Source organism: Pseudomonas sp. TH49 (assembly GCF_016650625.1).
In the GTDB taxonomy this organism is placed as follows: Bacteria; Pseudomonadota; Gammaproteobacteria; order Pseudomonadales; family Pseudomonadaceae; genus Aquipseudomonas; species Aquipseudomonas fluorescens_H.
Genome location: NZ_JAEKFL010000001.1, coordinates 2,724,380 through 2,748,492 on the forward strand (window position 1 = coordinate 2,724,380; position 24,113 = coordinate 2,748,492).

Consider the following 24,113-nt stretch of genomic DNA (forward strand, 5'->3'; position numbering starts at 1 on the left):
ATTACCCATGACGAACCGAACCCGTATCCTCACCGGCATCACCACTACCGGCACGCCGCACCTGGGCAACTACGCCGGCGCCATTCGCCCGGCGATCCTCGCCAGCCGCGACAGCAATGCCGATTCGTTCTACTTCCTGGCCGACTACCACGCCCTGATCAAATGCGATGACCCGCTGCGCATCCAGCGCTCGCGTCTGGAAATCGCCGCGACGTGGCTGGCCGGTGGCCTCGATGTTGACCGTGTGACCTTCTATCGCCAGTCCGACATCCCGGAAATCCCTGAGCTGACCTGGCTGCTGACCTGCGTCGCGGCCAAGGGCCTGCTCAACCGTGCGCACGCCTACAAGGCCTCGGTGGACAAGAACGTCGAAACCGGTGAAGACCCGGATGCCGGGATCACCATGGGCCTCTACAGCTACCCGGTGTTGATGGCGGCGGACATCCTGATGTTCAACGCGCACAAGGTGCCGGTCGGTCGTGATCAGATTCAGCACGTGGAAATGGCCCGTGATATCGGTCAGCGCTTCAACCATCTGTTTGGCCAGGGCAAGGAGTTCTTCACCATGCCCGAAGCACTGATCGAGGAAAGCGTGGCAACCCTGCCAGGCCTCGATGGGCGCAAGATGTCGAAGAGCTACGACAACACCATCCCGCTGTTCTCCAGTGCCAAAGAGATGAAGGATGCGATCTCGCGGATCGTTACCGACTCCCGTGCACCGGGCGAGGCGAAAGATCCGGACAACTCGCACCTGTTCACTCTGTTCCAGGCCTTCGCAACACCTGCGCAGGCTGACGAGTTCCGCAGTGAACTGCTCGGTGGTCTGGGCTGGGGCGAGGCGAAAAACCGTCTGTTCCAGTTGCTGGATAACGAGCTGGGCGAGTCTCGCGAGCGTTACCACCAGTTGATCGAGCGCCCGGCGGATCTGGAAGACATCCTGCAACACGGCGCGAAAAAGGCCCGTGCGGTGGCGACGCCGTTCCTCAACGAGCTGCGTGAAGCGGTCGGTCTGCGTTCTTTCGTCAATCAGGTGCAAGTTGCTGCGACCACCAAGAAGAAGGCCGCGAAAGCCGCACGTTTCGTCAGCTTCCGTGAAGACGACGGCAGCTTCCGTTTCCGTCTGCTGGCGGCTGATGGCGAGCAACTGTTGCTGTCGCGCAACTTCGCCGACGGCAAAACCGCCGGCCAGGTGACCAAGCAACTGCAGGCCGGTCAGGCGTTGGACATTCGCAATCAAGACCTGAGCTTCAGCGTGTGGCTGGAAGGCGAGTGCGTTGGCGAAAGCCCGACGTTCGCTGATGTTGCTGCGCGGGACGCGGCCATCGAGGCTCTGCGCGTTGCGCTGACCCCGGTTCAGGACTAATCCGCGGCGCGGCCCGACCAAGGGCCGATTGCCATTCCCACGGGCCGTCGCTACAGTGACGGCCCGTTTTTGTTGCCTTGCTAACGGATTATGACGCCCCTAGAACGATACCAAGCTGATCTGAAACGCCCGGACTTCTTCCATGACGCCGCGCAGGAAACTGCTGTGCGTCATCTGCAGCGCCTGTACGACGATCTGATCGCGGCCGAGCAGAACAAGCCGGGTTTGCTGGGCAAGCTGTTTGGCAAAAAGGATCAGACGCCGGTCAAGGGTCTGTACTTCTGGGGCGGCGTGGGCCGCGGCAAGACTTACCTGGTCGACACCTTCTTTGAAGCGCTGCCGTTCAAGGAAAAGACCCGCACTCACTTCCACCGCTTCATGAAGCGTGTGCACGAAGAGATGAAAACCCTCGGCGGCGAGAAAAACCCGCTGACCATCATCGCCAAGCGCTTCGCCACCGAGTCGCGAGTGATCTGCTTCGATGAATTCTTCGTCTCCGACATCACCGATGCGATGATCCTCGGCACGCTGATGGAAGAGCTGTTCAAGAACGGCGTGACCCTGGTCGCGACCTCGAACATCGTTCCAGACGGTCTGTACAAGGACGGCCTGCAACGTGCGCGCTTCCTGCCGGCCATCGCGCTGATCAAGCAGAACACCGAAATCGTCAACGTCGACAGCGGCGTCGACTACCGTTTGCGCCACCTCGAACAAGCGGAGCTGTTCCACTATCCGCTGGACGAAGCCGCCCACGAAAGCCTGCGCAAGAGCTTCAAGGCCCTCACGCCGGAATGCACGGCGGCGGTGGAAAACGATGTGCTGATCATCGAGAACCGCGAAATCCGTGCCCTGCGCACTTGCGACGACGTGGCCTGGTTCGACTTCCGCGAACTGTGCGACGGCCCGCGCAGCCAGAACGATTACATCGAGCTGGGCAAGATCTTCCACGCCGTGCTGCTCAGCGGCGTCGAGCAGATGAGCGTCACCACCGACGACATCGCCCGTCGCTTTATCAACATGGTCGACGAGTTCTACGACCGTAACGTCAAGCTGATCATTTCTGCCGAAGTCGAGTTGAAAGACCTGTACACCGGCGGACGCCTGACGTTCGAGTTCCAGCGCACGCTCAGCCGTCTGCTGGAGATGCAATCGCACGAATTCCTGTCGCGGGCGCACAAGCCTTAAACAGCTTCGTCAAAGAAAAAGGGCCTGCAATTGCAGGCCCTTTTTTTATGCGACGCAGTACCCCTGTGGGAGCGGGCTTGCTCGCGAATGCGGTGTGTCAGCTAAATAGATGCCAACTGAAAGTACGCTTTCGCGAGCAAGCCCGCTCCCACAGTGGTTTTGTGCGTGGGCAGCGAGTTATGCAGCCTGCTGAAACTGCTGCCGATACTGGTTCGGCGACAGCTCCGTATGCTGGCGGAACAGCCGCGCAAAGAAGCTCGCATCGTCGTAGCCGACCTCATAACTGATGGTCTTGATGCTCTTGCGGCTGCCGGACAGCAAGCCCTTGGCGGTCTCGATGCGCAGGCGTTGCAGGTAGTGCAGCGGTTTGTCGCCGGTGGCGGTCTGGAAGCGGCGCATGAAGTTGCGGATGCTCATGCCGTGCTCGCGGGCCACGTCTTCGAAGCGGAACTTGTCGGCGAAATGCTCTTCGAGCCAGTGCTGGATCTGCAGGATGATCACGTCCTGGTGCAGCTTCTGGCCGCCGAAACCGATACGTCCCGGCGAGTAACTGCGCTGCACTTCATACAGAATGTCGCGGGCCACGGCTTGGGCGACGTTGGCGCCACAGAAGCGTTCGATCAGGTAAATATAGAGGTCGCAGGCCGAGGTGGTGCCGCCGGCGCAATACAGGTTGTCGGCGTCGGTCAGGTGCTTGTCCTGATTGAGATACACCTTGGGGAAGCGCTCGGCAAAGGCATTGAAGAAGCGCCAGTAAGTGGTCGCTTCCTTGCCATTGAGCAGACCGGCCTCGGCCAGCCAGAACACCCCGGTGGCTTCGCCGCACAATACGGCGCCGCGGGCGTGCTGCTCGCGCAGCCATGGCAGGATCTGCGGATAACGGCCGCAAAGCGTATCGAAATCGTCCCAGAACGCCGGGAGGATAATCACGTCGGCGTTTTCCAGGGCGCCGTCCACCGGCATCATCACGTCACTGAAACTGTTCACCGGTTTACCGTCGGGGCTGACCAGGCGGGTTTCGAACGCCGGAGTCAGGCCGTGGCCCAGTTGTTTGCCGTAACGCAGGCTGGCCAGATGGAAGAAATCCTTGGCCTGCATGAGGGTGGAGGCGAAAACCCGGTCGATTGCCAGGATGCTGACGCGCCGCAAGGGCGTGGAGACTTGCTTGGACATAATTCAACTTTTGTTTTGTTTTTATAAGGGAAAGTGGTCACCAGACGGCTGGATCGTCTTATTTTTTGTCGGATGTGTCCAGTGTCCTGTATCGGAGGTGAGGCTTAGTCTCTGAAGGTCATATCCCTCCAACAAGAATGAAAGGTGCCGCATGATCCCCAGAACCTTGTTCAGCTCCGAGCACGAATTGTTCCGCGACAGCGTACGAACCTTCCTCGAAAAAGAGGCCGTGCCGTTCCATGCGCAGTGGGAGAAACAAGGCCACATCGACCGCAAACTGTGGAACAAGGCAGGGGAGGCGGGGATGCTCTGCTCGCATCTGCCGGAGGAGTATGGCGGCCTGGGCGCGGACTTTCTGTACAGCGCGGTGGTGATCGAAGAGGTCGGTCGTCTCGGCCTGACCGGTATCGGTTTCTCGCTGCATTCGGACATCGTTGCGCCGTACATCCTGCATTACGGCAGTGAAGCGCTGAAGCACAAGTACCTGCCGAAACTGGTCTCGGGCGAGATGGTCAGCGCGATTGCGATGACCGAGCCGGGCGCCGGTTCCGACCTGCAAGGGGTCAAGACCACCGCAGTGCTGGATGGCGACGAGTATGTGATCAACGGTTCCAAGACCTTCATCACCAATGGCTTCCTCGCTGACCTGGTGATCGTGGTCGCCAAGACCGATCCAAAGGCCGGCGCCAAGGGCACCAGCCTGTTTGTCGTGGAAGCGAATACGCCGGGCTTCGAGAAGGGCAAACGCCTGGAGAAAGTCGGAATGAAGGCCCAGGACACGTCGGAATTGTTCTTCCAGGACGTGCGCGTACCGAAAGAAAACCTGCTGGGTCAGGCCGGGGCAGGGTTTGCCTACCTGATGCAGGAATTGCCGCAGGAACGTCTTACGGTGGCGATTGGTGGCCTGGCCTCAGCCGAAGCCGCGCTGAAATGGACGCTGGATTACACCCGTGATCGCAAGGCGTTCGGCAAGGCAATTGCCGACTTCCAGAACACCCGTTTCAAACTGGCGGAAATGGCCACGGAAATTCAGATCGGTCGAGTATTTGTCGACAAGTGCCTGGAATTGCATCTGCAGGGCAAGCTCGACGTGCCGACAGCAGCGATGGCCAAATACTGGGGCACCGACCTGCAATGCAAGGTGCTCGACGAGTGCGTGCAGTTGCATGGCGGCTACGGCTTCATGTGGGAATACCCGGTGGCACGGGCATGGGCGGATGCGCGCGTGCAGCGGATCTATGCCGGCACCAATGAAATCATGAAGGAGATCATTGCGCGATCGCTGTGAGTTTTGCAGTGAATTGACAGGCCCTTTCGCGAGCAAGCCCGCTCCCACAGGTACGGAGTGATCTTTGTGGGAGCGGGCTTGCTCGCGAAGCTTTTAGCGGTCGATCAAGGCGCCGGATTCGGATGAACCTTGTGAATCGCCTCAATCCCGGCCAGCACTTCATCGGAAAGTTTCAGATCAAAACTGGCAATGTTGCTGTCCAGTTGCTCCAGCGTGGTCGCACCAATGATGTTGCTGGTGACGAACGGTTGCTGGGTGACGAACGCCAGGGCCATTTGCGCCGGGTCCAGACCATGGTCCCGGGCCAGTGCCACGTAACGGCTGCAAGCAGCTTCCGACTGCGGGTTGAAGTAGCGGCTGAAGCGGCTGTAGAGGCTCAGGCGGCCTTTCGGCGGACGAGCGCCACCTTCGTACTTGCCGGACAGGAAGCCGAACGCCAGCGGCGAGTACGCGAGCAGGCCGCACTGTTCGCGAATGGCGATTTCCGCCAGGCCGATTTCGAAGCTGCGGTTGAGCAGGTTGTACGGGTTCTGGATCGACACCGCGCGCGGCCAGCCACGGGCTTCGGCCAGGGCGAGGAAACGCATGGTGCCCCACGGCGTCTCGTTGGAGAGGCCGATGTGACGGATCTTGCCGGCCTTCACTTGTTCGTCGAGGGCTTCGAGGGTGTCTTCGAGCGGCGTCAGGTTGGCTTCGATCTTGTGCTTGTAACCCAACTGGCCGAAGAAATTGGTGCTGCGCTCCGGCCAGTGCAGTTGGTAGAGGTCGATGTAATCGGTCTGCAGGCGCTCGAGGCTGGCATCCACTGCGGCAGTGATGTGCTGGCGATTGTGGCGCAGGTTCTTGTCGCGGATGTAGTCGATGGTGTTGCCAGGGCCGGCGATCTTGCTGGCGAGAATCCAGTCGGCGCGGTCGCCGCGACTTTTGAAGTAATTGCCGATGTAGCGTTCGGTGGTGGCGTAGGTGTCGGCTTTCGGCGGCACCGGGTACATCTCGGCGGTGTCGATGAAATTGATCCCGGCTTCCTTGGCCCGTTCGATCTGGGCGAAGGCTTCAGCTTCAGTGTTTTGCTCGCCCCAGGTCATGGTGCCGAGGCAGATTGCACTCACGTTCAGGTCGGTCCGGCCTAGCTGGCGATAGTCCATCGGGTGCTCCTTGGGCAAAACAATCATAAAAGCAGGTTGAAAAATTTTTCGCAATCTGCATAATTGCCGACCTCTTTCTGCAGTGGAAGTGATGCGCCGCCGCCGAAGAATCTTGCCGTTGAACGGACGCGCCGACCCGAGCCCCCGAAAGCGTCTGTATCCGGCTGCCTTTGACTTGTCAAAGTACGCACTATTCAGTAAGATCCGCCGTCTTATTTACAGGCGGCCCCTGAGGCTATAAAGAATGAAAACTTTTACTGCTAAACCGGAAACAGTAAAGCGCGACTGGTTTGTCGTCGACGCTGCTGGTCAGACCCTGGGTCGTCTGGCCACCGAAATCGCGAGCCGTCTGCGTGGCAAGCACAAGCCTGAATACACTCCTCACGTTGACACTGGCGACTACATCGTCGTAATCAACGCCGAGCAGATCCGTGTTACCGGCGCTAAAACCACTGACAAAATGTACTACTCCCACTCCGGTTTCCCGGGCGGCATCAAGTCGATCAACTTTGAAAAGCTGATCGCCAAAGCCCCTGAGCGCGTGATCGAGACCGCGGTTAAAGGCATGCTGCCTAAAAACCCACTGGGTCGCGACATGTACCGTAAGCTGAAAGTCTATGCGGGCGCTGCACACCCTCATACTGCTCAGCAGCCCCAAGAACTGAAGATTTAACGGAATAGTTCATTATGTCGGCGACTCAAAATTACGGCACTGGCCGTCGCAAGACCGCAACCGCACGCGTTTTCCTGCGTCCGGGTACTGGTAACATCTCCATCAACAACCGTTCGCTGGATAACTTCTTCGGCCGCGAAACTGCCCGCATGGTAGTTCGTCAGCCGCTGGAGCTGACCGAGACTGTCGAGAAATTCGACATCTACGTCACCGTGATCGGCGGTGGTGTAAGTGGTCAGGCTGGCGCAATCCGCCACGGCATCACTCGCGCTCTGATGGACTACGACGAAACCCTGCGTAGCGCTCTGCGCAAAGCTGGCTTCGTTACTCGCGACGCCCGTGAAGTTGAACGTAAGAAAGTTGGTCTGCGTAAAGCGCGTAAGCGTCCGCAGTACTCGAAGCGTTAATTCGTTTCCACGTTCAAAAAAGAACGCCCGATTCCTCACGGAATCGGGCGTTTTTTTATGCCTGCGATTTATTAAAGAATTGCGCTGTGACAACTTGCCACATTCGTAGACCCCCTATACTACAAGGCTTGAGGGTGGGAGCTCCGGGTAATTCCCTTGTCAGAATTGGGGCTTTTCATTACCATCTCGGCAAAATTTTTATAAGTAACATTGATTTATTTAGTAGATGCCTGATTTAACAGGCCACAAAAGCTGATGGGAGAGGACTGAATGAGCAATGACGGCGTGAATGCAGGCCGGCGTCGCTTCTTGGTAGCAGCCACATCCGTGGTGGGTGCTGCAGGAGCGGTGGGGGCTGCGGTCCCGTTCGTGGGGTCATGGTTTCCCAGTGCCAAGGCGAAAGCCGCCGGTGCACCGGTGAAAGTGAATGTCAGCAAGATTGAGCCAGGACAGCAGATGATTGCCGAGTGGCGCGGCCAGCCGGTGTTCATTGTCCGCCGTACTGCGGAAATCCTGGGGAATCTCAAGAAGATCGAGGGCCAGCTCTCCGATCCGACTTCCAAAAACTCCACGCAACCTACCTATGTCGACCCCGAAGTGCGTTCGATCAAGCCGGAAATTCTGCTGCTGATCGGTATCTGTACTCACCTGGGTTGCTCACCAACCTTCCGTCCCGAAGTGGCGCCTGCGGATCTGGGTAAAGACTGGGTCGGTGGCTATTTCTGCCCTTGCCACGGTTCCCACTACGATCTGGCTGGCCGCGTCTACAAGTCGCAACCTGCGCCTTTGAACCTGCCAGTTCCCCCGCATTCCTATGAGACCGATGACCTGATTGTCATTGGCGTCGATACGGAGAAAGCGTGATGAGCAAGTTCATGGATTGGGTTGATGCGCGCTTCCCCGCGACCAAAATGTGGGAAGACCATCTCAGCAAGTATTACGCGCCAAAAAACTTCAACTTCTTCTATTTCTTCGGCTCGCTGGCGCTGCTGGTGCTGGTCAACCAGATCGTCACCGGTGTCTGGCTGACGATGAGCTATACGCCGTCGGCAGAAGAGGCGTTCGCTTCCGTCGAATACATCATGCGCGACGTCGAGTACGGCTCGATCCTGCGCCTGCTGCACTCCACCGGCGCTTCGGCGTTTTTCATCGTGGTCTATCTGCACATGTTCCGTGGCCTGCTCTACGGTTCGTACCAGAAACCCCGTGAACTGGTGTGGGTGTTCGGCATGCTGATCTACCTGGCGCTGATGGCTGAAGCCTTCATGGGTTATCTGCTGCCGTGGGGCCAGATGTCCTACTGGGGTGCCCAGGTGATCATCTCGCTGTTCGGTGCGATTCCGGTCATCGGCAACGACCTGACCCAGTGGATTCGTGGTGACTACCTGATTTCCGGGATTACCCTGAACCGCTTCTTCGCCCTGCACGTCGTGGCCCTGCCGATCGTGATCCTCGGTCTGGTGGTGCTGCACATTCTGGCGCTGCACGAAGTTGGCTCGAACAACCCTGATGGCGTCGACATCAAGAAGCACAAAGACGAAAACGGCATCCCGCTGGACGGCATCGCCTTCCACCCTTACTACACCGTGAAAGACATCGTCGGCGTAGTGGTGTTCCTGTTCATCTTCTGCTTCATTGTGTTCTTCTTCCCGGAAATGGGCGGCTACTTCCTCGAAAAGCCAAACTTCGAGCAAGCCAACCCGTTCAAGACTCCAGAGCACATTGCACCGGTCTGGTACTTCACACCGTTCTACGCAATCTTGCGGGCAATCCCGGACAAGCTCATGGGCGTTATCGCCATGGGGGCGTCGATTGCCTTGCTGTTCGTGCTGCCGTGGCTTGATCGCAGTCCGGTGAAATCGATGCGCTACAAGGGCTGGATGAGCAAAGTCTGGCTGTTGGTGTTCTGCGTCGCGTTCGTGATCCTCGGCATTCTCGGTGTTCTGGCTCCGACGCCTGAGCGCACGCTGATCTCGCAGGTCTGCACCTTTCTGTACTTCGCTTACTTCATTCTGATGCCTTTCTACACCAGGCTCGAGAAGACCAAACCGGTTCCGGAAAGGGTGACTGGCTGATGAAAAAGTTATTTTTTGCTCTGATTTTTGCTGCTCTGCCTGTGCTGTCTTTTGCTGCCGAACATGGTCCGGAACTGGAAAAAGTCGACATCGACGTTTCCGACAAGGCTGCTCTGCAGGATGGTGCGCGTACCTTTGCCAACTACTGCATGGGCTGCCACAGTGCCAAGTTCCAGCGTTACGAGCGGGTTGCCGATGATCTTGGTATTCCCCACGAAATGATGCTCGAGAAGCTGGTGTTCACTGGCGCCAAGATCGGTGACCACATGAACATCGGCATGCAACCGGCTGACGCCAAGACCTGGTTCGGTGCAGCACCGCCGGACCTGACCCTGGTGGCGCGTGTGCGTGGCACCGACTGGCTCTACGGTTATCTGCGCTCGTTCTACGAAGATCCTGCGCGCCCATGGGGCGTGAACAACAAGGTCTTCCCGAACGTCGGCATGCCTAACGTGCTGGTCGGCCTGCAAGGTCGCCAGGTCGTGGGCTGCAAGCAAGTGCAGATCGTCGAGGATGGCAAGAAGCAATACGATCCGCTGACCGGTACGCCGTTGACGCATGAAGCGTGCGATCAGTTGACCATCGTGCCGAAAACCGGTGCTCTGAACGAAGAGCAGTTCGATGAGAAGGTCAAGAATCTGGTAACCTTCCTGGCTTACTCGGCTAACCCGGTTAAGCTGCAACATCAGCGCATCGGTACTTACGTCTTGCTGTACCTGGCGTTCTTCTTTGTGTTCGCCTATCTGCTCAAGCGTGAATACTGGAAAGACGTGCACTGATACGCTTCAAGCATTGCTGTTAATCGCGCGCGCCCAAGGGTGCCTCTGAAAACGCAACGCCTGGTTCGCCAGGCAGTGCGTGAGGCGCCCTCTGGGCGCGCGCGTTTTTCCGGTTCCGATAATTTCAACAAGCGAGGAGGATCGCCATGGGCGTGACCAATCGGTTGGCCTGTTACTCCGACCCCGCCGACCACTATTCCCACCGAGTGCGCATCGTGCTTGCAGAGAAGGGTGTCAGCGCCGAAATCATTTACGTGGAAGCTGGTCGCCAGCCGCCTAAACTGATTGAGGTGAACCCTTACGGCAGTCTCCCGACGCTGGTCGATCGCGACCTGGCGTTGTGGGAGTCGACCGTGGTGATGGAGTATCTGGATGAGCGTTACCCGCATCCGCCACTGATGCCGGTTTATCCGGTGGCGCGTGCCAACAGCCGTCTGCTGATTCACCGTATTCAGCGTGACTGGTGTGGTCTTGTGGATCTGATTCTTGATCCGAAAACCAAGGAGGCCGCGCGTGTCGTGGCGCGCAAGGAATTGCGTGAAAGCCTGACGGGCGTGTCGCCGCTGTTTGCCGACAAGCCGTTTTTCCTCAGTGAGGAACAAAGTCTGGTGGATTGCTGCCTATTGCCAATACTCTGGCGTTTGCCGATTCTGGGTATTGAACTGCCGCGGCCGGCCAAGCCGCTGCTTGATTATATGGAGCGCCAGTTTGCGCGTGAGGCTTTCCAGGCGAGTCTGTCTGGCGTCGAACGCGATATGCGCTAAGGCTTAAGGAGCCGCTATGAACTCCAGTCGACCTTATCTGGTCCGCGCGCTCTACGAGTGGATTGTGGATAACGATTGCACCCCGCACATGCTGGTCAATTCCGAATACCCGGCGGTGCAGGTGCCGCAGGGTTTTGCCAGTGACGGCCAGATCGTCCTGAACATTTCGCCCAGCGCCGTGCGTCATTTGCACATGGACAACGACGTGGTGACCTTCGAGGGTCGCTTCGGTGGCGTTCCGCACAGTCTGTATGTGCCGATCAGTGCGATTCTGGGTATCTATGCCCGGGAGAACGGGCAGGGCATGGTCTTCGATCTCGAGTCGCCGATGGATGACGAAGACGATATCGAACCCGATGACGACTTGCCGCCACCGGACAGCGAGCCGCCGCGCCCAAGCGGCCGGCCAAGCCTGAAAGTGGTGAAGTAATAAAAAAGGCGATCCGGATGGATCGCCTTTTTTATTACGTAGGAGCTGCCGAAGGCTGCGATCTTTTGATCTTGTTTTTGACGATCAAAAGATCGCAGCCTCGTTTCACTCGACAGCTCCTACAGAAGTGCACCTCAGTCGATGTATTCGAACAGCTTCACGATTTTCTGCACACCGGAAACGCTCTGCACCAGGTTGGTCGCCTGTTGCGCTTCCTGCTTGGTCAGCAGGCCCAGCAGATAGACGATGCCATTCTCGGTCACGACCTTGATGCGCGAGCCGGGAATGCTGGCATCGGTCAGCATCTGGGTCTTGATCTTGGTGGTCAGCCAGGCATCGTTCTGGCGGGCGAGGAAGCTCGACGGCGCAATCACTTGCAGCTCGTTGTGCACCGTCTTCACGCGCTGGACGTTGGCGGCGGCCTGTTCGGCCTTGGCCTTGAGGTCTTCGCGCGGCGTCTGGCCGGCGAGCAGCACCACGCCGTTGAAGCTGGTGACGACAATATGCGAGTCCTTGTCCAGGCCTGGGTCGGCCTTGGCCACGTTGACGCCGACTTTGGTTTCGATCAGCGAGTCATCGATCTTGCTGCCGATGGTGCGGGTACCGCGGTCATCATCAATTGGCGCTTCTCGACTGGCGCTCACCACCGAGGTGCAGCCGCTGATGGCCAGGCACAGGGTCACGGCCAGCAGGCCAAGGCGATTAGGGGTCATTCTTCACTCCCGAACAGTTGGCTGTCGATCAGATCGCAAAGGCAATGGATCGCCAGCAGGTGGACTTCCTGAATACGTGCAGTGACGTTGGCCGGTACGCGAATCTCGACGTCCTCGGGCAATAGCAATGACGCCATGCCGCCGCCATCGCGTCCGGTCAATGCTACGACAATCATTTCGCGATCATGTGCGGCCTGGATCGCCTGAATAATGTTCGCCGAGTTACCGCTGGTCGAAATCGCCAGCAGTACGTCGCCCGGTTGCCCGAGTGCGCGGATCTGCTTGGAGAACACTTCGTTGTAGCTGTAGTCGTTGGCAATCGAGGTGATCGTCGAACTGTCGGTGGTCAGGGCAATGGCCGGCAGGCTCGGGCGCTCGCGTTCGAAGCGGTTGAGCAGCTCCGAGGAGAAGTGCTGGGCGTCGCCGGCAGAGCCACCGTTGCCGCACGAAAGCATTTTGCCTTCGTTGAGCAGGGCGTTGACCATGATCTGGCTGGCTTGCTCGATGTGCGGTGCAAGTACGTCCATCGCCTGTTGCTTGGTGTCGATACTGGCCTGGAAAAGCTGGCGAATTCGGGATTGCATGTCCATCTGTGTGACCTTAAGTGGCGCGGCTGTTCGGCACGTGAATGTGCAGCCCGCAAAGCAAAGAGCAAAAATTGTCGGTGAAAGTGTCCGGGGTGGTGTGCAGAGAATCAACCATCGAACGCATTCTGCAACCAGTTCAATTGATCCGGGTGCCTGTCGATGGCCACCACGTCGAAGCGGCAAGGGGAATCGGCCCAGCGTGACTCGCGCTGAAGAAAATACTGTGCGGCGAAAATCAGTTTTTGCCGTTTGCGCTCATCGATGCTAGCGAGCGCGCCACCCCATTGAGTGTTTTTTCTGTAGCGGACTTCGACGAATACTACTGTATCGCCATCAAGCATGACCAGATCAAGCTCGCCCCGTTTGCATGACCAGTTCTGCGCCAGCAGGCGCAGACCGTGGTGTTGCAGATGCTCGAGCGCTTGGCGCTCGGCATCTTTACCGCTTTGCAGGTGCGAGCTGTCGGGCATCAGCGCGGGGTGTCCGGCAGGCGTTGAACCTGACCGTTGACGAACTGCGCCCATGGCAACTGCCGCACTACACGTTGGGTCTGGGTCATGCCCAGGCTGCCCGACTGACCTTCGATGCGGCTGTCCGGCAGCGCCTTCAACTGACCCAGGCGCGGTGCCAGACGGTAGGCATCGACGCCCATGGCGTACAGGCGGCCGAGGCTGCCGGCCGCTTGTGGCCATTGCGCGGTGACTTGCTGACGCAGCGGGTCGTTGGCTTCGAGCAGCCATGGGGTTTCGCAGAAGCGCACGCCGTTCATGTCGTTGTACTGGTTCACATCGCCGCTGGCGCTATAGACGTGGGAAGTCGCGTATACCGGAACGTCACCCGCGTACTGGAAATTCAGGGTCGGTTTGATCTGCTGCGCCTGTTGCGGGGTGGCGGCGAGGAAGATGAACTCGATGTCCTGACGACGCGAAGGCTGTGCGGCTACGTTGGTGCCGGCAGCATTCTGCAGGCTCTTGGCGCGGGCCTCACTTTGACGCAGCTGGAACATGTCGGCGATCTGCTGGGCCAGTTGCACTGGCTGATCGACACGCTCGGTGGCGACGATGCTGCCGCCGTTGGCTTGCCAGTCCTGGCTGAACGCACGCAGTACGCGGTCGCCCCATTCGCCTTTCGGCACCATGATTGCCGCACGGTGCAGGCCGTCGGCGCGGGCACGACGCGAAACTTCGCGGGCTTCGTCTTCAGCCGCCAGACCGAACTGGAACAGTTGCGCCGGACCTTGATCACCTTCGCTGTAGTTCAATGCGAGGGTGGTGATCGGCAGTTGCGGACGAGTGCTCAGTTGTTTGACCAGTGGTTTCTCCAGCGGACCGACCACCAGTTGCACGCCATCAGCCTGGGCCTTGCGGTAGAACTCATCCATCGAGGTCAGCTTGGAGCTGTCGTAGAACTCGATGGCGGGCGGCTTCTGGCCGGCCTGTTGCGCTTGATAGTGCGCCGCCATGAAGCCTTCACGCAGGGCCTTGCCGACCGAGGCCAGTGGGCCGTCTTGCGGCAGCAGCAGGGCGATTTTGCTCAGGGGCTGGCTGGCCAGCTCCTTGAGTTTGGTCAGGGGCAGCGGCAGGTTGATAGCAGCCGGGTGTTTCGGGTTTTGTGCGCGCCAGGTATCGATCGCGGCTTGCTGCTGCTCCAGGGTGCCGGCAGTTTTCACTGCCAGGGCCAGGCCCATCCAGCCACCGAGGTCGTCGGAGGTATTGGGTTGCAGTTGATCGGTTGGCAGCGAGGCGATCAGGGTCCAGATCGCTTCGTGGTTCTTGCTCGCGGCTTCGCCTTTGAGCATTGGCGCGATGAAGATGCGCTCGCGAGCGGCCGCCAGGGTCTGGCCATCGGCTTCCAGTGCGCGGGCATGCACGGTGCCGGTGCGCACTTGCTGATCTTCCGGCATTTCGCTCAGATGCTGCAGGCTCGGATGACTCAGGGCAGTCAGCGCGGCTTTCGGCTGATTGCGAGTCATCGCCAGTTCAGCGGACAGGGTGCTGGCGAAGATCTGCTGGCCTGGCTTGAGTTGCTCCATCGGCACTTGTTGCAGGATCTGCGCGGACTGGCCGGCATTACCCTGGCGATAAGCCAGGTCTGCCGCGCTCAAGCGCAACAGGGCGGCTTTTTCCGGTGTCTTGGCCTGGGTAGCCTGTTCGAGCAGTTGCTCGATGCTGGCATCCGGAGTCCGTGGAAGTTCGCCAAGGCTGGAGGAAGGGGAGCTGGCGCAGGCCGCCAGCAAGGCAGCGAGGCAGAGGGCAGTGAACAGCCGCAGGCAAGCGATCATGTAAGTGTTCCTGATACTCGATCAAATTAGCGTGGAATTGTACCCAAGCGCTGGCCGGGGCGCGATGTTACTGGTGTGAAACCGTCAATTTAGCTGGAGCAAATGTTGCTGTGCTGCACAAAGACGCGCAAAACCGGCTTCGGCCGGAACGCATCGCAAGCCTCGTGACGCGCTACAATGCCGGCTTTTACCGATCATGAGGTGTGCGCTTTGACTGCTCCAGGTCCTTTGAATTCCGCTGCTGGCTCGCTTTATGTGGTGGCGACGCCCATCGGCAACCTGGACGACATCAGCGCCCGGGCCCTGAAAATCCTCCGTGAAGTGGCGCTGATTGCCGCCGAGGATACGCGGCACTCGGCGCGGTTGATGCAGCACTTCGGCATTTCGACGCCGTTGGCCGCGTGCCACGAACACAACGAACGTGATGAAGGTAGCCGCTTTATTACCCGTTTGCTGGCGGGCGATAACGTCGCGCTGATTTCCGATGCCGGGACGCCGCTGATCTCCGATCCGGGTTATCACCTGGTGCGTCAGGCGCGGGCAGCGGGGATCAATGTGGTGCCGGTGCCGGGTGCGTGTGCATTGATTGCAGCACTGTCGGCGGCAGGTCTGCCCTCCGACCGATTCATTTTCGAAGGTTTCCTGCCAGCCAAGTCGGTGGGGCGTAAGGCGCGTCTGGAAGCGGTCAAGGAAGAGCCGCGCACGCTGATTTTCTACGAGGCCCCGCACCGTATTCTCGAATGCCTGCAGGACATGGAAGCCGTGTTCGGTCGCGAGCGTCAGGCATTGCTGGCCCGGGAAATCACCAAGACGTTCGAAACGCTTAAGGGGTTGCCGCTGGCTGAGCTGCGTGCGTTTGTCGAGTCCGACAGCAATCAGCAGCGGGGCGAGTGTGTGGTGCTGGTCGCAGGCTGGTCTGCACCGGAGTCCGAAGATGCCGTCAGCAGCGAAGCGATGCGCGTCCTCAATCTGCTGCTCGAAGAGATGCCGCTCAAGCGTGCCGCCGCCCTGGCCGCACAAATCACCGGTGAGCGCAAAAACGTGCTTTATCAGGTCGCACTGGATCAGCAGAAGGGCGAGTAAGCCGTCGCGCAGACAGGTTTCACGGCTATTAGCGCTTGTTCTTCGGGCGCTCTGCCGTTAACCTTCGCGGCGGAGAGTCGATCGGACAGTCGCTGCCCTCTATGAAAATTAGGGGGGGGAGGAAAGTCCGGGCTCCATAGGGCGAAGTGCCAGGTAATGCCTGGGAGGCGTGAGCCTACGGAAAGTGCCACAGAAAATAACCGCCTAAGCGCTTCGGCGCCGGTAAGGGTGAAAAGGTGCGGTAAGAGCGCACCGCACGTCTGGCAACAGTTCGTGGCTAGGTAAACCCCACTTGGAGCAAGACCAAATAGGGTCCCAAGGCGTGGCCCGCGCTGGGACCGGGTAGGTTGCTAAAGATGTCCAGTGATGGCCATCGTAGACGAATGACTGTTCAAGACAGAACCCGGCTTACAGATCGACTCTCCACCTTTTTCTTTCCCTGCTTGAATCAATGGCATCAGGGCTGGTTATTATCGGCAGGCCTGCGCTAAAGTCCGGCAGCGGCAAATGCAGTAATAGCCATTTCCCACCTTGCTTCAATCAACAGCAGAAGCGCTTTTGTAATACCGAAAAAATCTTACTCTTAACAAATTACTTTAACTTCCGAGCGCAGCTTTCAGTGCTGCATCAAGTTATTGGTCGAAAGTATCTGCCAAATTGTCGTTACCCCTCCTTTTAAGCTCCTAAATCTCCGTTCTGTAAGGGTTTTCCTTTAATCCGCGCCTTGACGGTGTGGTGGGCGCATTCCTATAGTGTGCGCAAGTGGCGGAAAGTGGCATGAAGTGGGTTTTTTGAGCTCAAAACGATAAAAATTGGAGAAACGCTGACGTGTTTCGCGGAGCTAACGCTATCAGTCTCGATGCAAAGGGCCGTCTCGCCATGCCGAGCCGGTACCGTGACGAGCTCGTTTCGCGTAGTTCCGGTCAATTGATCGTGACCATTGATGCCGTTGATCCGTGCCTGTGTGTCTACCCGCTCGACGAGTGGGAAATTATTGAAACCAAGTTGCGCGCACTCCCTTCGCTTCGCGAAGAGAACCGTCGCCTGCAGCGTTTATTGATTGGTAATGCCGTCGACCTCGAACTCGACGGCAGTGGTCGTTTTCTGGTTCCACCGCGTCTGCGCGAATACGCAAAGCTTGATAAGAAAGCGATGCTGGTGGGCCAACTGAACAAGTTCCAATTGTGGGACGAGGATGCATGGAACGCGGTGTCTGCCGCTGACCTTGCTGCTATTCAACAACCGGGCGCCATGCCTGACGAACTGCGTGATTTGATCCTGTGACTATTGATAGCGGCTTTAACCACATCACCGTACTGCTTGACGAAGCCGTCGAGGCTCTCGCCGTACGTCCTGATGGCTGCTATCTGGACGGTACGTTCGGTCGCGGCGGGCACAGTCGGCTGATCCTCAGCCAGCTTGGGACGGACGGTCGGCTCATCGGATTCGACAAGGATCCTCAAGCGATTGCCACCGGGCAAACGCTAGCGGCCGAAGACGGCCGCTTTGTCGTTGTGCAGCGCAGCTTTGCCGAGCTGGGTTCGGTGGTTGCCGAGCAAGGTCTGAGCGGCAAGGTCAGCGGTATCCTGCTCGATCTCGGCGTGTCTTCGCCGCAGCTGGATGACGCCGAACGCGGCTTCAGTTTCCTCAATGACGGCCCACTGGACATGCGCATGGACCCGTCCCGTGGCATCAGTGCCGCCGAGTTCGTCAACACCGCGCCGGTGGAAGAAATCGCCCGGGTGTTCAAGGAATACGGCGAAGAGCGTTTCTCCGGCCGCATGGCCCGTGCCGTGGCCGAGCGCCGCGACATCAAGCCGTTCGAGCGCACCGCTGATCTGGCCGAGGTCCTCAAAGTCGCCAACCCGGCGTGGGAGAAGGGCAAGAACCCGGCGACCCGTGCATTCCAGGGCCTGCGTATTCACGTCAACAACGAACTGGGCGATCTGGAGGCGGGCCTCGAAGCCGCGCTGGAGGCTCTGGAGGTCGGTGGCCGTCTGGTGGTCATCAGCTTCCACTCGCTGGAAGACCGCATCGTCAAACTGTTCATGCGCAAACTGGTGAAAGGCGAAGCCGACAACCTGCCGCGCAACCTGCCCGTGCGCCACGTCGCGTTCGAACCGAAAATCAAAATCCATGGCAAAGCGCAGACGGCCTCCGACGCCGAACTCAAAGCCAACCCACGTTCCCGTAGCGCTGTGATGCGTGTCGCGGAGAAGTTGCGGTGAGCAAGCTTTTCGCCAAGCCCCTGCCTGGCGGCAGCTTTATCATGTTGCTGCTGTTTATCGGCGTGCTCGTGTCGGCCATCGGCGTGTCTTACAGCGCGCACTGGAACCGCCAGTTGCTCAACACCCTTTACAACGAACTCAGCGTGCGCGACAAGGCGCAGGCCGAGTGGGGGCGCCTGATTCTCGAACAGAGCACCTGGACCGCGCACAGCCGCATCGAAGTGCTGGCCACCGAACAACTGAAAATGCACATCCCTGGCGCGGCTGACGTGAAGATGGTGGCGCCATGATGAAACTCGAAGGGGCACTCTTCCCGTGGCGCTTCCGTCTGGTCGTTGGTCTGCTCGGTGTCATGGTGGCCGCGATCTGCTGGCGCATCATCGACCTGCAAGTGATCGACCGAGACTTCCTCAAGGGGCAGGGCGACGCGCGCAGTGTTCGTCATATCCCGATTCCTGCACACCGTGGTCTGATTACTGACCGTAACGGCGAGCCCCTGGCCGTCAGTACGCCGGTGACCACGCTGTGGGCCAACGCCAAGGAAATGCAACTGGCCAAAGAAAAGTGGCCAGCACTCGCCGCTGCGCTGGGGCAGGATCCGAAAGCCTTGGCCGAGCGTCTTGAAGCCCAGGCCAACAAAGAATTCATTTATCTGGTGCGCGGGCTGACCCCCGAGCAGGGTCAGGCTGTGCTGGACCTGAAAGTGCCGGGCGTCTACGGCATCGAAGAGTTCCGCCGCTTCTATCCGGCCGGTGAAGTCACCGCACACATGGTCGGCTTTACCGACATTGACGATCACGGGCGCGAAGGCGTCGAGCTGGCCTACGACGAGTGGCTGGCCGGGGTGCCGGGCAAACGGCAGGTCATCAAGGATCGGCGTGGTCGGCTGATCAAGGATGTCCAGGTCACCAAGAACGCCAAGGCCGGCAAGCCCTTGGCGTTGTCGATTGACCTGCGTCTGCAATACCTGGCCAACCGCGAGCTGCGCAACGCGATCATCGAGAACGGCGCCAAGGCCGGCAGTCTGGTGATCATGGACGTGAAGACCGGCGAGATTCTCGCCATGGTCAACCAGCCGACCTACAACCCGAACAACCGTCGCAACCTGCAGCCGGCGATGATGCGTAACCGCGCGATGATCGACGTGTTCGAACCGGGTTCGACCATGAAAGCGATCTCGATGAGCGCGGCGATCGAATCCGGCCGCTGGAAACCGACCGACACCGTCGAGGTGTACCCGGGCTCGCTGCAGATCGGCAAGTACACCATCAAGGACGTTTCGAAGACCGAAGGTCCGGTACTCGACATGACCGGCATCCTGATCAATTCCAGTAACGTCGGCATGAGTAAGGTCGCGTTCGATATCGGCGGTGAGACCATTTACCGTCTCGCGCAGAAAGTCGGCCTTGGCCAGGATACCGGTCTCGGCTTCCCGGGCGAGCGCGTCGGCAACCTGCCGAACTATCGTGACTGGCGCAAGGCTGAAACCGCGACGCTGTCGTATGGCTACGGTATTTCCGTGACCGCGATCCAGCTGGTTCACGCGTTCTCGGCGCTGGCCAACAACGGTCGTCTCGCACCACTGACCCTGATCAAAACCGACAAGCCGCCGCAGACCACCCAGGTGCTGCCGGAAGCGGTCGCGAAAACCATGCAAGGCATGTTGCAGCAAGTGATCGAAGCACCGCGCGGCGTGTTCCGTGCGCAGGTGCCGGCGTATCACGTGGCCGGCAAATCGGGTACTGCGCGTAAGACTTCGGTGGGCACCAAGGGCTACGCCGAAAACTCCTACCGCTCGCTGTTCGCCGGTTTCGGGCCGATGAGCGATCCGCGCTACGCCATCGTGGTAGTGATCGATGAACCGTCCAAGGCCGGTTACTTCGGTGGTCTGGTTTCGGCGCCGGTGTTCAGCCGTGTGATGTCCGGCACTCTGCGTCTGATGAACGTGACCCCGGACAACCTGCCGACCACCCAACAGGCCAACGCTACGCCGGCCGTTCCGCTGAAAGCCAATGGAGGGCGCGGCTGATGTCTCTTAGTCTGAACAAGATATTCCCCCACGCCGGCCGCGATCTGCTGATCCGTGAATTGGCGCTGGACAGTCGCAACGTACGCGCCGGTGACCTGTTCCTTGCCGTCCCGGGCGGTAAGTTCGATGGCCGTGCGCACATCGCCGATGCCTTGCAGCGCGGCGCGGCGGCGGTTGCCTATGAAGTGGAAGGCGCCACCGTGCTGCCGATCACCGAAGTGCCGCTGATCCCGGTCAAAGGCCTGGCTTCGCAGCTGTCCGATATCGCCGGGCGCTTTTATGGTGAACCAAGCCATCACCTGAACCTGGTCGGGGTCACTGGCACCAACGGCAAAACCAGCGTGACCCAACTGGTTGCGCAGGCTCTGGATCTGCTCGGCCAGCACTGCGGCATCGTCGGTACGCTGGGTTCCGGCTTTTATGGCGCGCTGGAAAGCGGCCTGCACACCACGCCGAATCCGATTGCCGTGCAAGCGACCCTCGGCGACCTGAAAAAGGCCGGGGCCAAAGCCGTGGCCATGGAAGTCTCCTCACACGGTCTGGACCAGGGCCGCGTTACCGCATTGGCGTTCGACGTCGCGGTAATGACCAACTTGTCCCGCGATCACCTGGATTATCACGGCACCATGGAGGCGTACGCCGAGGCCAAGGCCAAGCTGTTCGCCTGGAATGACCTGAAGTGCCGCGTGGTCAACCTCGACGACGATTTCGGCCGGCAACTGGCCGCCGAAAAGCGCGATTCGCGCCTGATCACTTACAGCCTGCTCGACAACAGCGCCTACCTGTTCTGCCGTGAAGCGCAGTTCGATGACCACGGCGTGCGCGCCACGCTGGTCACGCCGCAGGGCGAGCATCACCTGCGCAGCACGCTGCTCGGTCGTTTCAACCTGAGCAACGTACTGGCGGCGGTCGGCGCCTTGCTCGGTCTGGATTACGCCCTCGACGAAATTCTCAAGGTGCTGCCGAAGCTCGAAGGCCCGGCCGGACGCATGCAGCGTCTGGGTGGCGGCACTCAGCCGCTGGTGGTGGTCGATTACGCCCACACCCCGGATGCGCTTGAAAAAGTTCTGACCGCGCTGCGTCCACACGTCAAAGGGCAGTTGCTATGCCTGTTCGGTTGCGGTGGTGATCGTGATCGTGGCAAGCGTCCGCTGATGGCTGAAGTGGTCGAACGTCTGGCCGACCGCGTGCTGGTCACCGATGACAACCCGCGCACGGAAGATCCGGCGCAGATTTTCGACGACATCCGTGCCGGCTTCACCGCTGTGGATAAAGTCACTTTTGTTGCCGGTCGTGGTCAGGCGATCGCCCAGCTGATCGCCGCTGCCTCGGCGGATGACGTGATCGTCCTGGCGGGCAAAGGCCATGAGGACTATCAGGAAATCAACGGCGAGCGTCACGCTTTCTCCGATCTGGTCGAAGCCGATCATGCCCTCACCGCATGGGAGGTGGCTCATGCTTAAGGCCCTGAAGTTGAGCGAACTGAGCAACGTGCTCGACGCACGTCTGATCAGCACCGACGCCAGTTTTGATGGCGTCAGCATCGATAGCCGGGCGATCACCGCTGGCCAACTGTTTATTGCCCTGACTGGCCCGCGCTTCGATGGTCACGACTATCTGAACGACGTCGCCGGCAAAGGCGCGGTCGCGGCGCTGGTCGAGCGTGAAGTGCCCGACAGCACCCTGCCGCAACTGCTGGTCAAGGACACCCGCCAGGCCCTCGGCCAGTTGGGGGCGTTGAACCGGGCCGCGTTCACCCAGCCAGTCGCGGCCATCACTGGCTCCAGCGGCAAGACCACGGTCAAGGAAATGCTCGCGAGCATCCTGCGTACTCGCGGTCCGGTGCTGGCGACCCGTGGCAATCTGAACAACGATCTCGGCGCACCGCTGACCCTGCTCGAACTGGCGCCGGAACACACCGCCGCCGTGATCGAACTGGGTGCTTCGCGTCTGGGCGAAATCGCCTACACCGTCGGGCTGACCAAGCCGCACGTGGCGATCCTCAACAATGCCGGTACCGCCCACGTTGGCGAGTTCGGCGGGCCGGAAAAAATCGTCGAAGCCAAAGGCGAGATCATCGACGGGCTGGCGGCGGATGGCATTGCCGTGCTCAACCTCGATGACAAGGCGTTCGGTATCTGGAAGCTCCGCGCTGGCGGACGAAAGGTGCTGACCTTCTCCCTGAACAATCCTCAGGCAGATTTCTACGCCAGCGACCTGAGCACCGATGCCCGGGGTTGCCCGGCCTTCAACCTGCATACACCTGAAGGTGTGGAGCACGTTCAACTGAACCTGCTCGGCACCCATAACGTCGCCAACGCCATGGCCGCCGCTGCTGCCGCGCACGCTCTGGGCGTGTCGCTGTTCGGCATCGCCACCGGGCTTGGCGCGGTACAACCGGTCAAGGGTCGCACCGTCGCGCAACTGGCGAAGAACGGCATGCGCGTGATCGATGACACTTACAACGCAAACCCCACCTCCATGTGCGCTGCCGTTGATATACTCGCCGGCTTTTCCGGCCGCACCGTCCTGGTGCTCGGAGATATCGGCGAGTTGGGCGATTGGGCGGAGCAGGGGCACCGCGACGTGGGCGAATATGCCCGGGGCAAGGTTTCCGCGCTTTACGCGGTCGGACCGAACATGGTCCACGCCGTGAACGCATTCGGCAAAGAGGCGCATCACTTCGGCACGCAAGCCGAACTGATCCAGGCCCTCGACGCCGAGCAGGACACAAACACCACCATTTTGATCAAGGGTTCGCGCAGTGCAGCGATGGAAAACATCGTTGCGGCTCTGTGCGGGTCCAGTCTGGAGAAACATTAATGCTGCTGCTGCTAGCGGAGTATCTGCAACAGTTCTACAAAGGCTTCGCGGTCTTCCAGTACCTGACCCTGCGCGGGATCCTCGGTGTGCTGACCGCGCTGGTTTTGTCGCTGTGCTATGGCCCGTGGATGATCCGCACCCTGCAGAACCGTCAGATCGGCCAGTCCGTGCGCAATGACGGCCCGCAATCGCACCTGTCCAAATCGGGTACGCCGACCATGGGCGGCGCACTGATTCTGTCCTCCATCGGTGTCAGCACCCTGCTGTGGGCTGACCTGAGCAACCGTTACGTGTGGGTCGTGCTGCTGGTGACCCTGCTGTTCGGCGCCATCGGCTGGGTCGACGATTACCGCAAAGTGATCGAGAAGAACTCCCGTGGCTTGCCAAGCCGCTGGAAGTATTTCTGGCAGTCGGTGTTCGGTCTGGGCGCGGCGATCTTCCTTTATATGACTGCTGCGACGCCGGTGGAAACCACGCTGATCCTGCCGATGCTCAAGGACTACAGCATTCCGCTGGGCGCCGGGTTCATCGTGCTGACCTACTTCGTGATCGTCGGTTCGAGCAACGCGGTCAACCTGACTGACGGCCTCGACGGTCTGGCGATCATGCCAACCGTTATGGTCGGCGGCGGTCTGGGGATCTTCTGCTACCTGTCGGGTAACGTGAAATTCGCCGAATACCTGCTGATCCCTTACGTGCCGGGCGCGGGCGAGCTGATCGTGTTCTGCGGCGCGCTGATCGGTGCCGGCCTCGGATTCCTCTGGTTCAACACCTACCCGGCGCAAGTGTTCATGGGCGACGTCGGTGCGCTGGCGCTCGGCGCGGCACTGGGCACCATCGCGGTCATCGTCCGTCAGGAAATCGTCCTGTTCATCATGGGCGGCGTGTTCGTAATGGAAACCCTGTCGGTGGTGATCCAGGTTGCTTCTTTCAAGATGACCGGTCGCCGAGTGTTCCGCATGGCACCGATTCATCACCACTTTGAACTCAAGGGCTGGCCCGAGCCACGCGTGATCGTCCGTTTCTGGATCATCACCGTGATTCTCGTGCTGATCGGCCTTGCCACCCTGAAGCTGAGGTAGAACGA

Annotated in this window: 24 protein-coding genes and 1 other RNA gene; 19 read left to right on the forward strand and 6 right to left on the reverse strand. The window is 59.6% G+C overall.

What is annotated here, in order from left to right; genetic code table 11:
• Nucleotides 1-7: 7 nt before the first annotated feature.
• Together JFU48_RS12450 and zapE are read left to right on the forward strand one after the other, a co-directional pair.
• Nucleotides 8-1,363, forward strand: coding sequence for a tryptophan--tRNA ligase (locus JFU48_RS12450; protein ID WP_201136622.1), 1,356 nt, complete (start codon nt 8-10; stop codon nt 1,361-1,363).
• 90 nt (nt 1,364-1,453) lie between these two features.
• Nucleotides 1,454-2,548: a cell division protein ZapE gene (gene zapE / locus JFU48_RS12455; protein WP_041074841.1), complete on the forward strand. Its 1,095-nt coding sequence runs from the start codon at nt 1,454-1,456 to the stop codon at nt 2,546-2,548.
• Nucleotides 2,549-2,725: 177 nt separating this feature from the next.
• Here zapE and JFU48_RS12460 read toward each other — a convergent pair whose 3' ends face one another.
• Nucleotides 2,726-3,622, reverse strand: a complete 897-nt coding sequence (locus JFU48_RS12460) for a GlxA family transcriptional regulator (RefSeq protein ID WP_177434775.1) — start codon at nt 3,620-3,622, stop codon at nt 2,726-2,728.
• 250 nt (nt 3,623-3,872) lie between these two features.
• Here JFU48_RS12460 and JFU48_RS12465 point away from each other — a divergent pair, with 250 nt between their 5' ends.
• A complete protein-coding gene (locus JFU48_RS12465; protein ID WP_003228064.1) occupies nt 3,873-5,009 on the forward strand; it encodes an acyl-CoA dehydrogenase family protein in 1,137 nt (378 codons plus the stop codon).
• Between the two features lie 104 nt (nt 5,010-5,113).
• On the opposite strand, the gene JFU48_RS12470 is transcribed toward JFU48_RS12465, so the two are convergent.
• On the reverse strand, nt 5,114-6,154 hold the full coding sequence (locus JFU48_RS12470; RefSeq protein WP_201136623.1) for an NADP(H)-dependent aldo-keto reductase: 1,041 nt from the start codon (nt 6,152-6,154) through the stop codon (nt 5,114-5,116).
• 244 nt (nt 6,155-6,398) lie between these two features.
• Here JFU48_RS12470 and rplM point away from each other — a divergent pair, with 244 nt between their 5' ends.
• From rplM to JFU48_RS12505, 7 genes are all read left to right on the forward strand, one after another.
• Nucleotides 6,399-6,827: a 50S ribosomal protein L13 gene (rplM, locus tag JFU48_RS12475; RefSeq protein WP_003228062.1), complete on the forward strand. Its 429-nt coding sequence runs from the start codon at nt 6,399-6,401 to the stop codon at nt 6,825-6,827.
• Nucleotides 6,828-6,841: 14 nt separating this feature from the next.
• A complete protein-coding gene (gene rpsI, locus JFU48_RS12480; protein WP_003228056.1) occupies nt 6,842-7,234 on the forward strand; it encodes a 30S ribosomal protein S9 in 393 nt (130 codons plus the stop codon).
• Between the two features lie 270 nt (nt 7,235-7,504).
• On the forward strand, nt 7,505-8,098 hold the full coding sequence (gene petA, locus JFU48_RS12485) for a ubiquinol-cytochrome c reductase iron-sulfur subunit (RefSeq protein ID WP_003228055.1): 594 nt from the start codon (nt 7,505-7,507) through the stop codon (nt 8,096-8,098).
• On the forward strand, nt 8,098-9,309 hold the full coding sequence (locus tag JFU48_RS12490) for a cytochrome b (RefSeq protein WP_003228050.1): 1,212 nt from the start codon (nt 8,098-8,100) through the stop codon (nt 9,307-9,309). The genes petA and JFU48_RS12490 overlap by 1 nt, the downstream gene beginning before the upstream one ends.
• Complete coding sequence (locus tag JFU48_RS12495) at nt 9,309-10,088, forward strand: cytochrome c1 (protein WP_201136624.1); 780 nt, start codon at nt 9,309-9,311, stop codon at nt 10,086-10,088. Before JFU48_RS12490 ends, JFU48_RS12495 begins: the two co-directional genes overlap by 1 nt.
• A 146-nt stretch (nt 10,089-10,234) precedes the next feature.
• On the forward strand, nt 10,235-10,852 hold the full coding sequence (locus tag JFU48_RS12500) for a glutathione S-transferase N-terminal domain-containing protein (protein WP_003228048.1): 618 nt from the start codon (nt 10,235-10,237) through the stop codon (nt 10,850-10,852).
• A 16-nt stretch (nt 10,853-10,868) separates the two neighbouring features.
• Nucleotides 10,869-11,282 (forward strand): ClpXP protease specificity-enhancing factor, encoded by a 414-nt coding sequence (locus JFU48_RS12505; RefSeq protein WP_003228047.1) that lies wholly within the window; start codon nt 10,869-10,871, stop codon nt 11,280-11,282.
• Nucleotides 11,283-11,416: 134 nt separating this feature from the next.
• Here JFU48_RS12505 and JFU48_RS12510 read toward each other — a convergent pair whose 3' ends face one another.
• The 4 genes from JFU48_RS12510 to JFU48_RS12525 all read right to left on the reverse strand — a co-directional run bounded on the left by JFU48_RS12510 (nt 11,417) and on the right by JFU48_RS12525 (nt 14,863).
• Complete coding sequence (locus JFU48_RS12510) at nt 11,417-11,995, reverse strand: BON domain-containing protein (protein ID WP_003228046.1); 579 nt, start codon at nt 11,993-11,995, stop codon at nt 11,417-11,419.
• Nucleotides 11,992-12,585, reverse strand: a complete 594-nt coding sequence (locus tag JFU48_RS12515) for a phosphoheptose isomerase (RefSeq protein WP_003228045.1) — start codon at nt 12,583-12,585, stop codon at nt 11,992-11,994. Before JFU48_RS12515 ends, JFU48_RS12510 begins: the two co-directional genes overlap by 4 nt.
• 104 nt (nt 12,586-12,689) lie before the next feature.
• The gene (locus JFU48_RS12520) at nt 12,690-13,052 is read right to left on the reverse strand and encodes a YraN family protein (protein ID WP_003228044.1); all 363 of its coding nucleotides are present in this window, start codon (nt 13,050-13,052) and stop codon (nt 12,690-12,692) included.
• Nucleotides 13,052-14,863, reverse strand: coding sequence for a penicillin-binding protein activator (locus JFU48_RS12525; protein WP_003228032.1), 1,812 nt, complete (start codon nt 14,861-14,863; stop codon nt 13,052-13,054). Before JFU48_RS12525 ends, JFU48_RS12520 begins: the two co-directional genes overlap by 1 nt.
• A 177-nt stretch (nt 14,864-15,040) precedes the next feature.
• On the opposite strand from JFU48_RS12525, the gene rsmI reads away from it, so the two are divergent.
• The 9 genes from rsmI to mraY all read left to right on the forward strand — a co-directional run bounded on the left by rsmI (nt 15,041) and on the right by mraY (nt 24,108).
• Nucleotides 15,041-15,946, forward strand: coding sequence for a 16S rRNA (cytidine(1402)-2'-O)-methyltransferase (gene rsmI / locus JFU48_RS12530; RefSeq protein WP_201136625.1), 906 nt, complete (start codon nt 15,041-15,043; stop codon nt 15,944-15,946).
• 73 nt (nt 15,947-16,019) lie between these two features.
• Nucleotides 16,020-16,373, forward strand: an RNA gene (rnpB, locus tag JFU48_RS12535) — RNase P RNA component class A.
• Nucleotides 16,374-16,774: 401 nt separating this feature from the next.
• Nucleotides 16,775-17,230, forward strand: a complete 456-nt coding sequence (gene mraZ, locus JFU48_RS12540; RefSeq protein ID WP_003228026.1) for a division/cell wall cluster transcriptional repressor MraZ — start codon at nt 16,775-16,777, stop codon at nt 17,228-17,230.
• The gene (rsmH, locus tag JFU48_RS12545) at nt 17,227-18,174 is read left to right on the forward strand and encodes a 16S rRNA (cytosine(1402)-N(4))-methyltransferase RsmH (protein ID WP_003228024.1); all 948 of its coding nucleotides are present in this window, start codon (nt 17,227-17,229) and stop codon (nt 18,172-18,174) included. Before mraZ ends, rsmH begins: the two co-directional genes overlap by 4 nt.
• Nucleotides 18,171-18,464, forward strand: coding sequence for a cell division protein FtsL (ftsL, locus tag JFU48_RS12550; protein ID WP_003228022.1), 294 nt, complete (start codon nt 18,171-18,173; stop codon nt 18,462-18,464). Before rsmH ends, ftsL begins: the two co-directional genes overlap by 4 nt.
• Complete coding sequence (locus tag JFU48_RS12555) at nt 18,464-20,203, forward strand: peptidoglycan D,D-transpeptidase FtsI family protein (protein ID WP_198286827.1); 1,740 nt, start codon at nt 18,464-18,466, stop codon at nt 20,201-20,203. Before ftsL ends, JFU48_RS12555 begins: the two co-directional genes overlap by 1 nt.
• Nucleotides 20,203-21,666, forward strand: a complete 1,464-nt coding sequence (locus JFU48_RS12560) for a UDP-N-acetylmuramoyl-L-alanyl-D-glutamate--2,6-diaminopimelate ligase (protein ID WP_201136626.1) — start codon at nt 20,203-20,205, stop codon at nt 21,664-21,666. Before JFU48_RS12555 ends, JFU48_RS12560 begins: the two co-directional genes overlap by 1 nt.
• Complete coding sequence (locus tag JFU48_RS12565; RefSeq protein WP_201136627.1) at nt 21,659-23,026, forward strand: UDP-N-acetylmuramoyl-tripeptide--D-alanyl-D-alanine ligase; 1,368 nt, start codon at nt 21,659-21,661, stop codon at nt 23,024-23,026. Before JFU48_RS12560 ends, JFU48_RS12565 begins: the two co-directional genes overlap by 8 nt.
• Entirely contained in the window at nt 23,026-24,108 is a 1,083-nt protein-coding gene (mraY, locus tag JFU48_RS12570) for a phospho-N-acetylmuramoyl-pentapeptide-transferase (RefSeq protein ID WP_003228019.1), read from the forward strand. The genes JFU48_RS12565 and mraY overlap by 1 nt, the downstream gene beginning before the upstream one ends.
• The last annotated feature ends 5 nt before the right edge of the window (nt 24,109-24,113 follow it).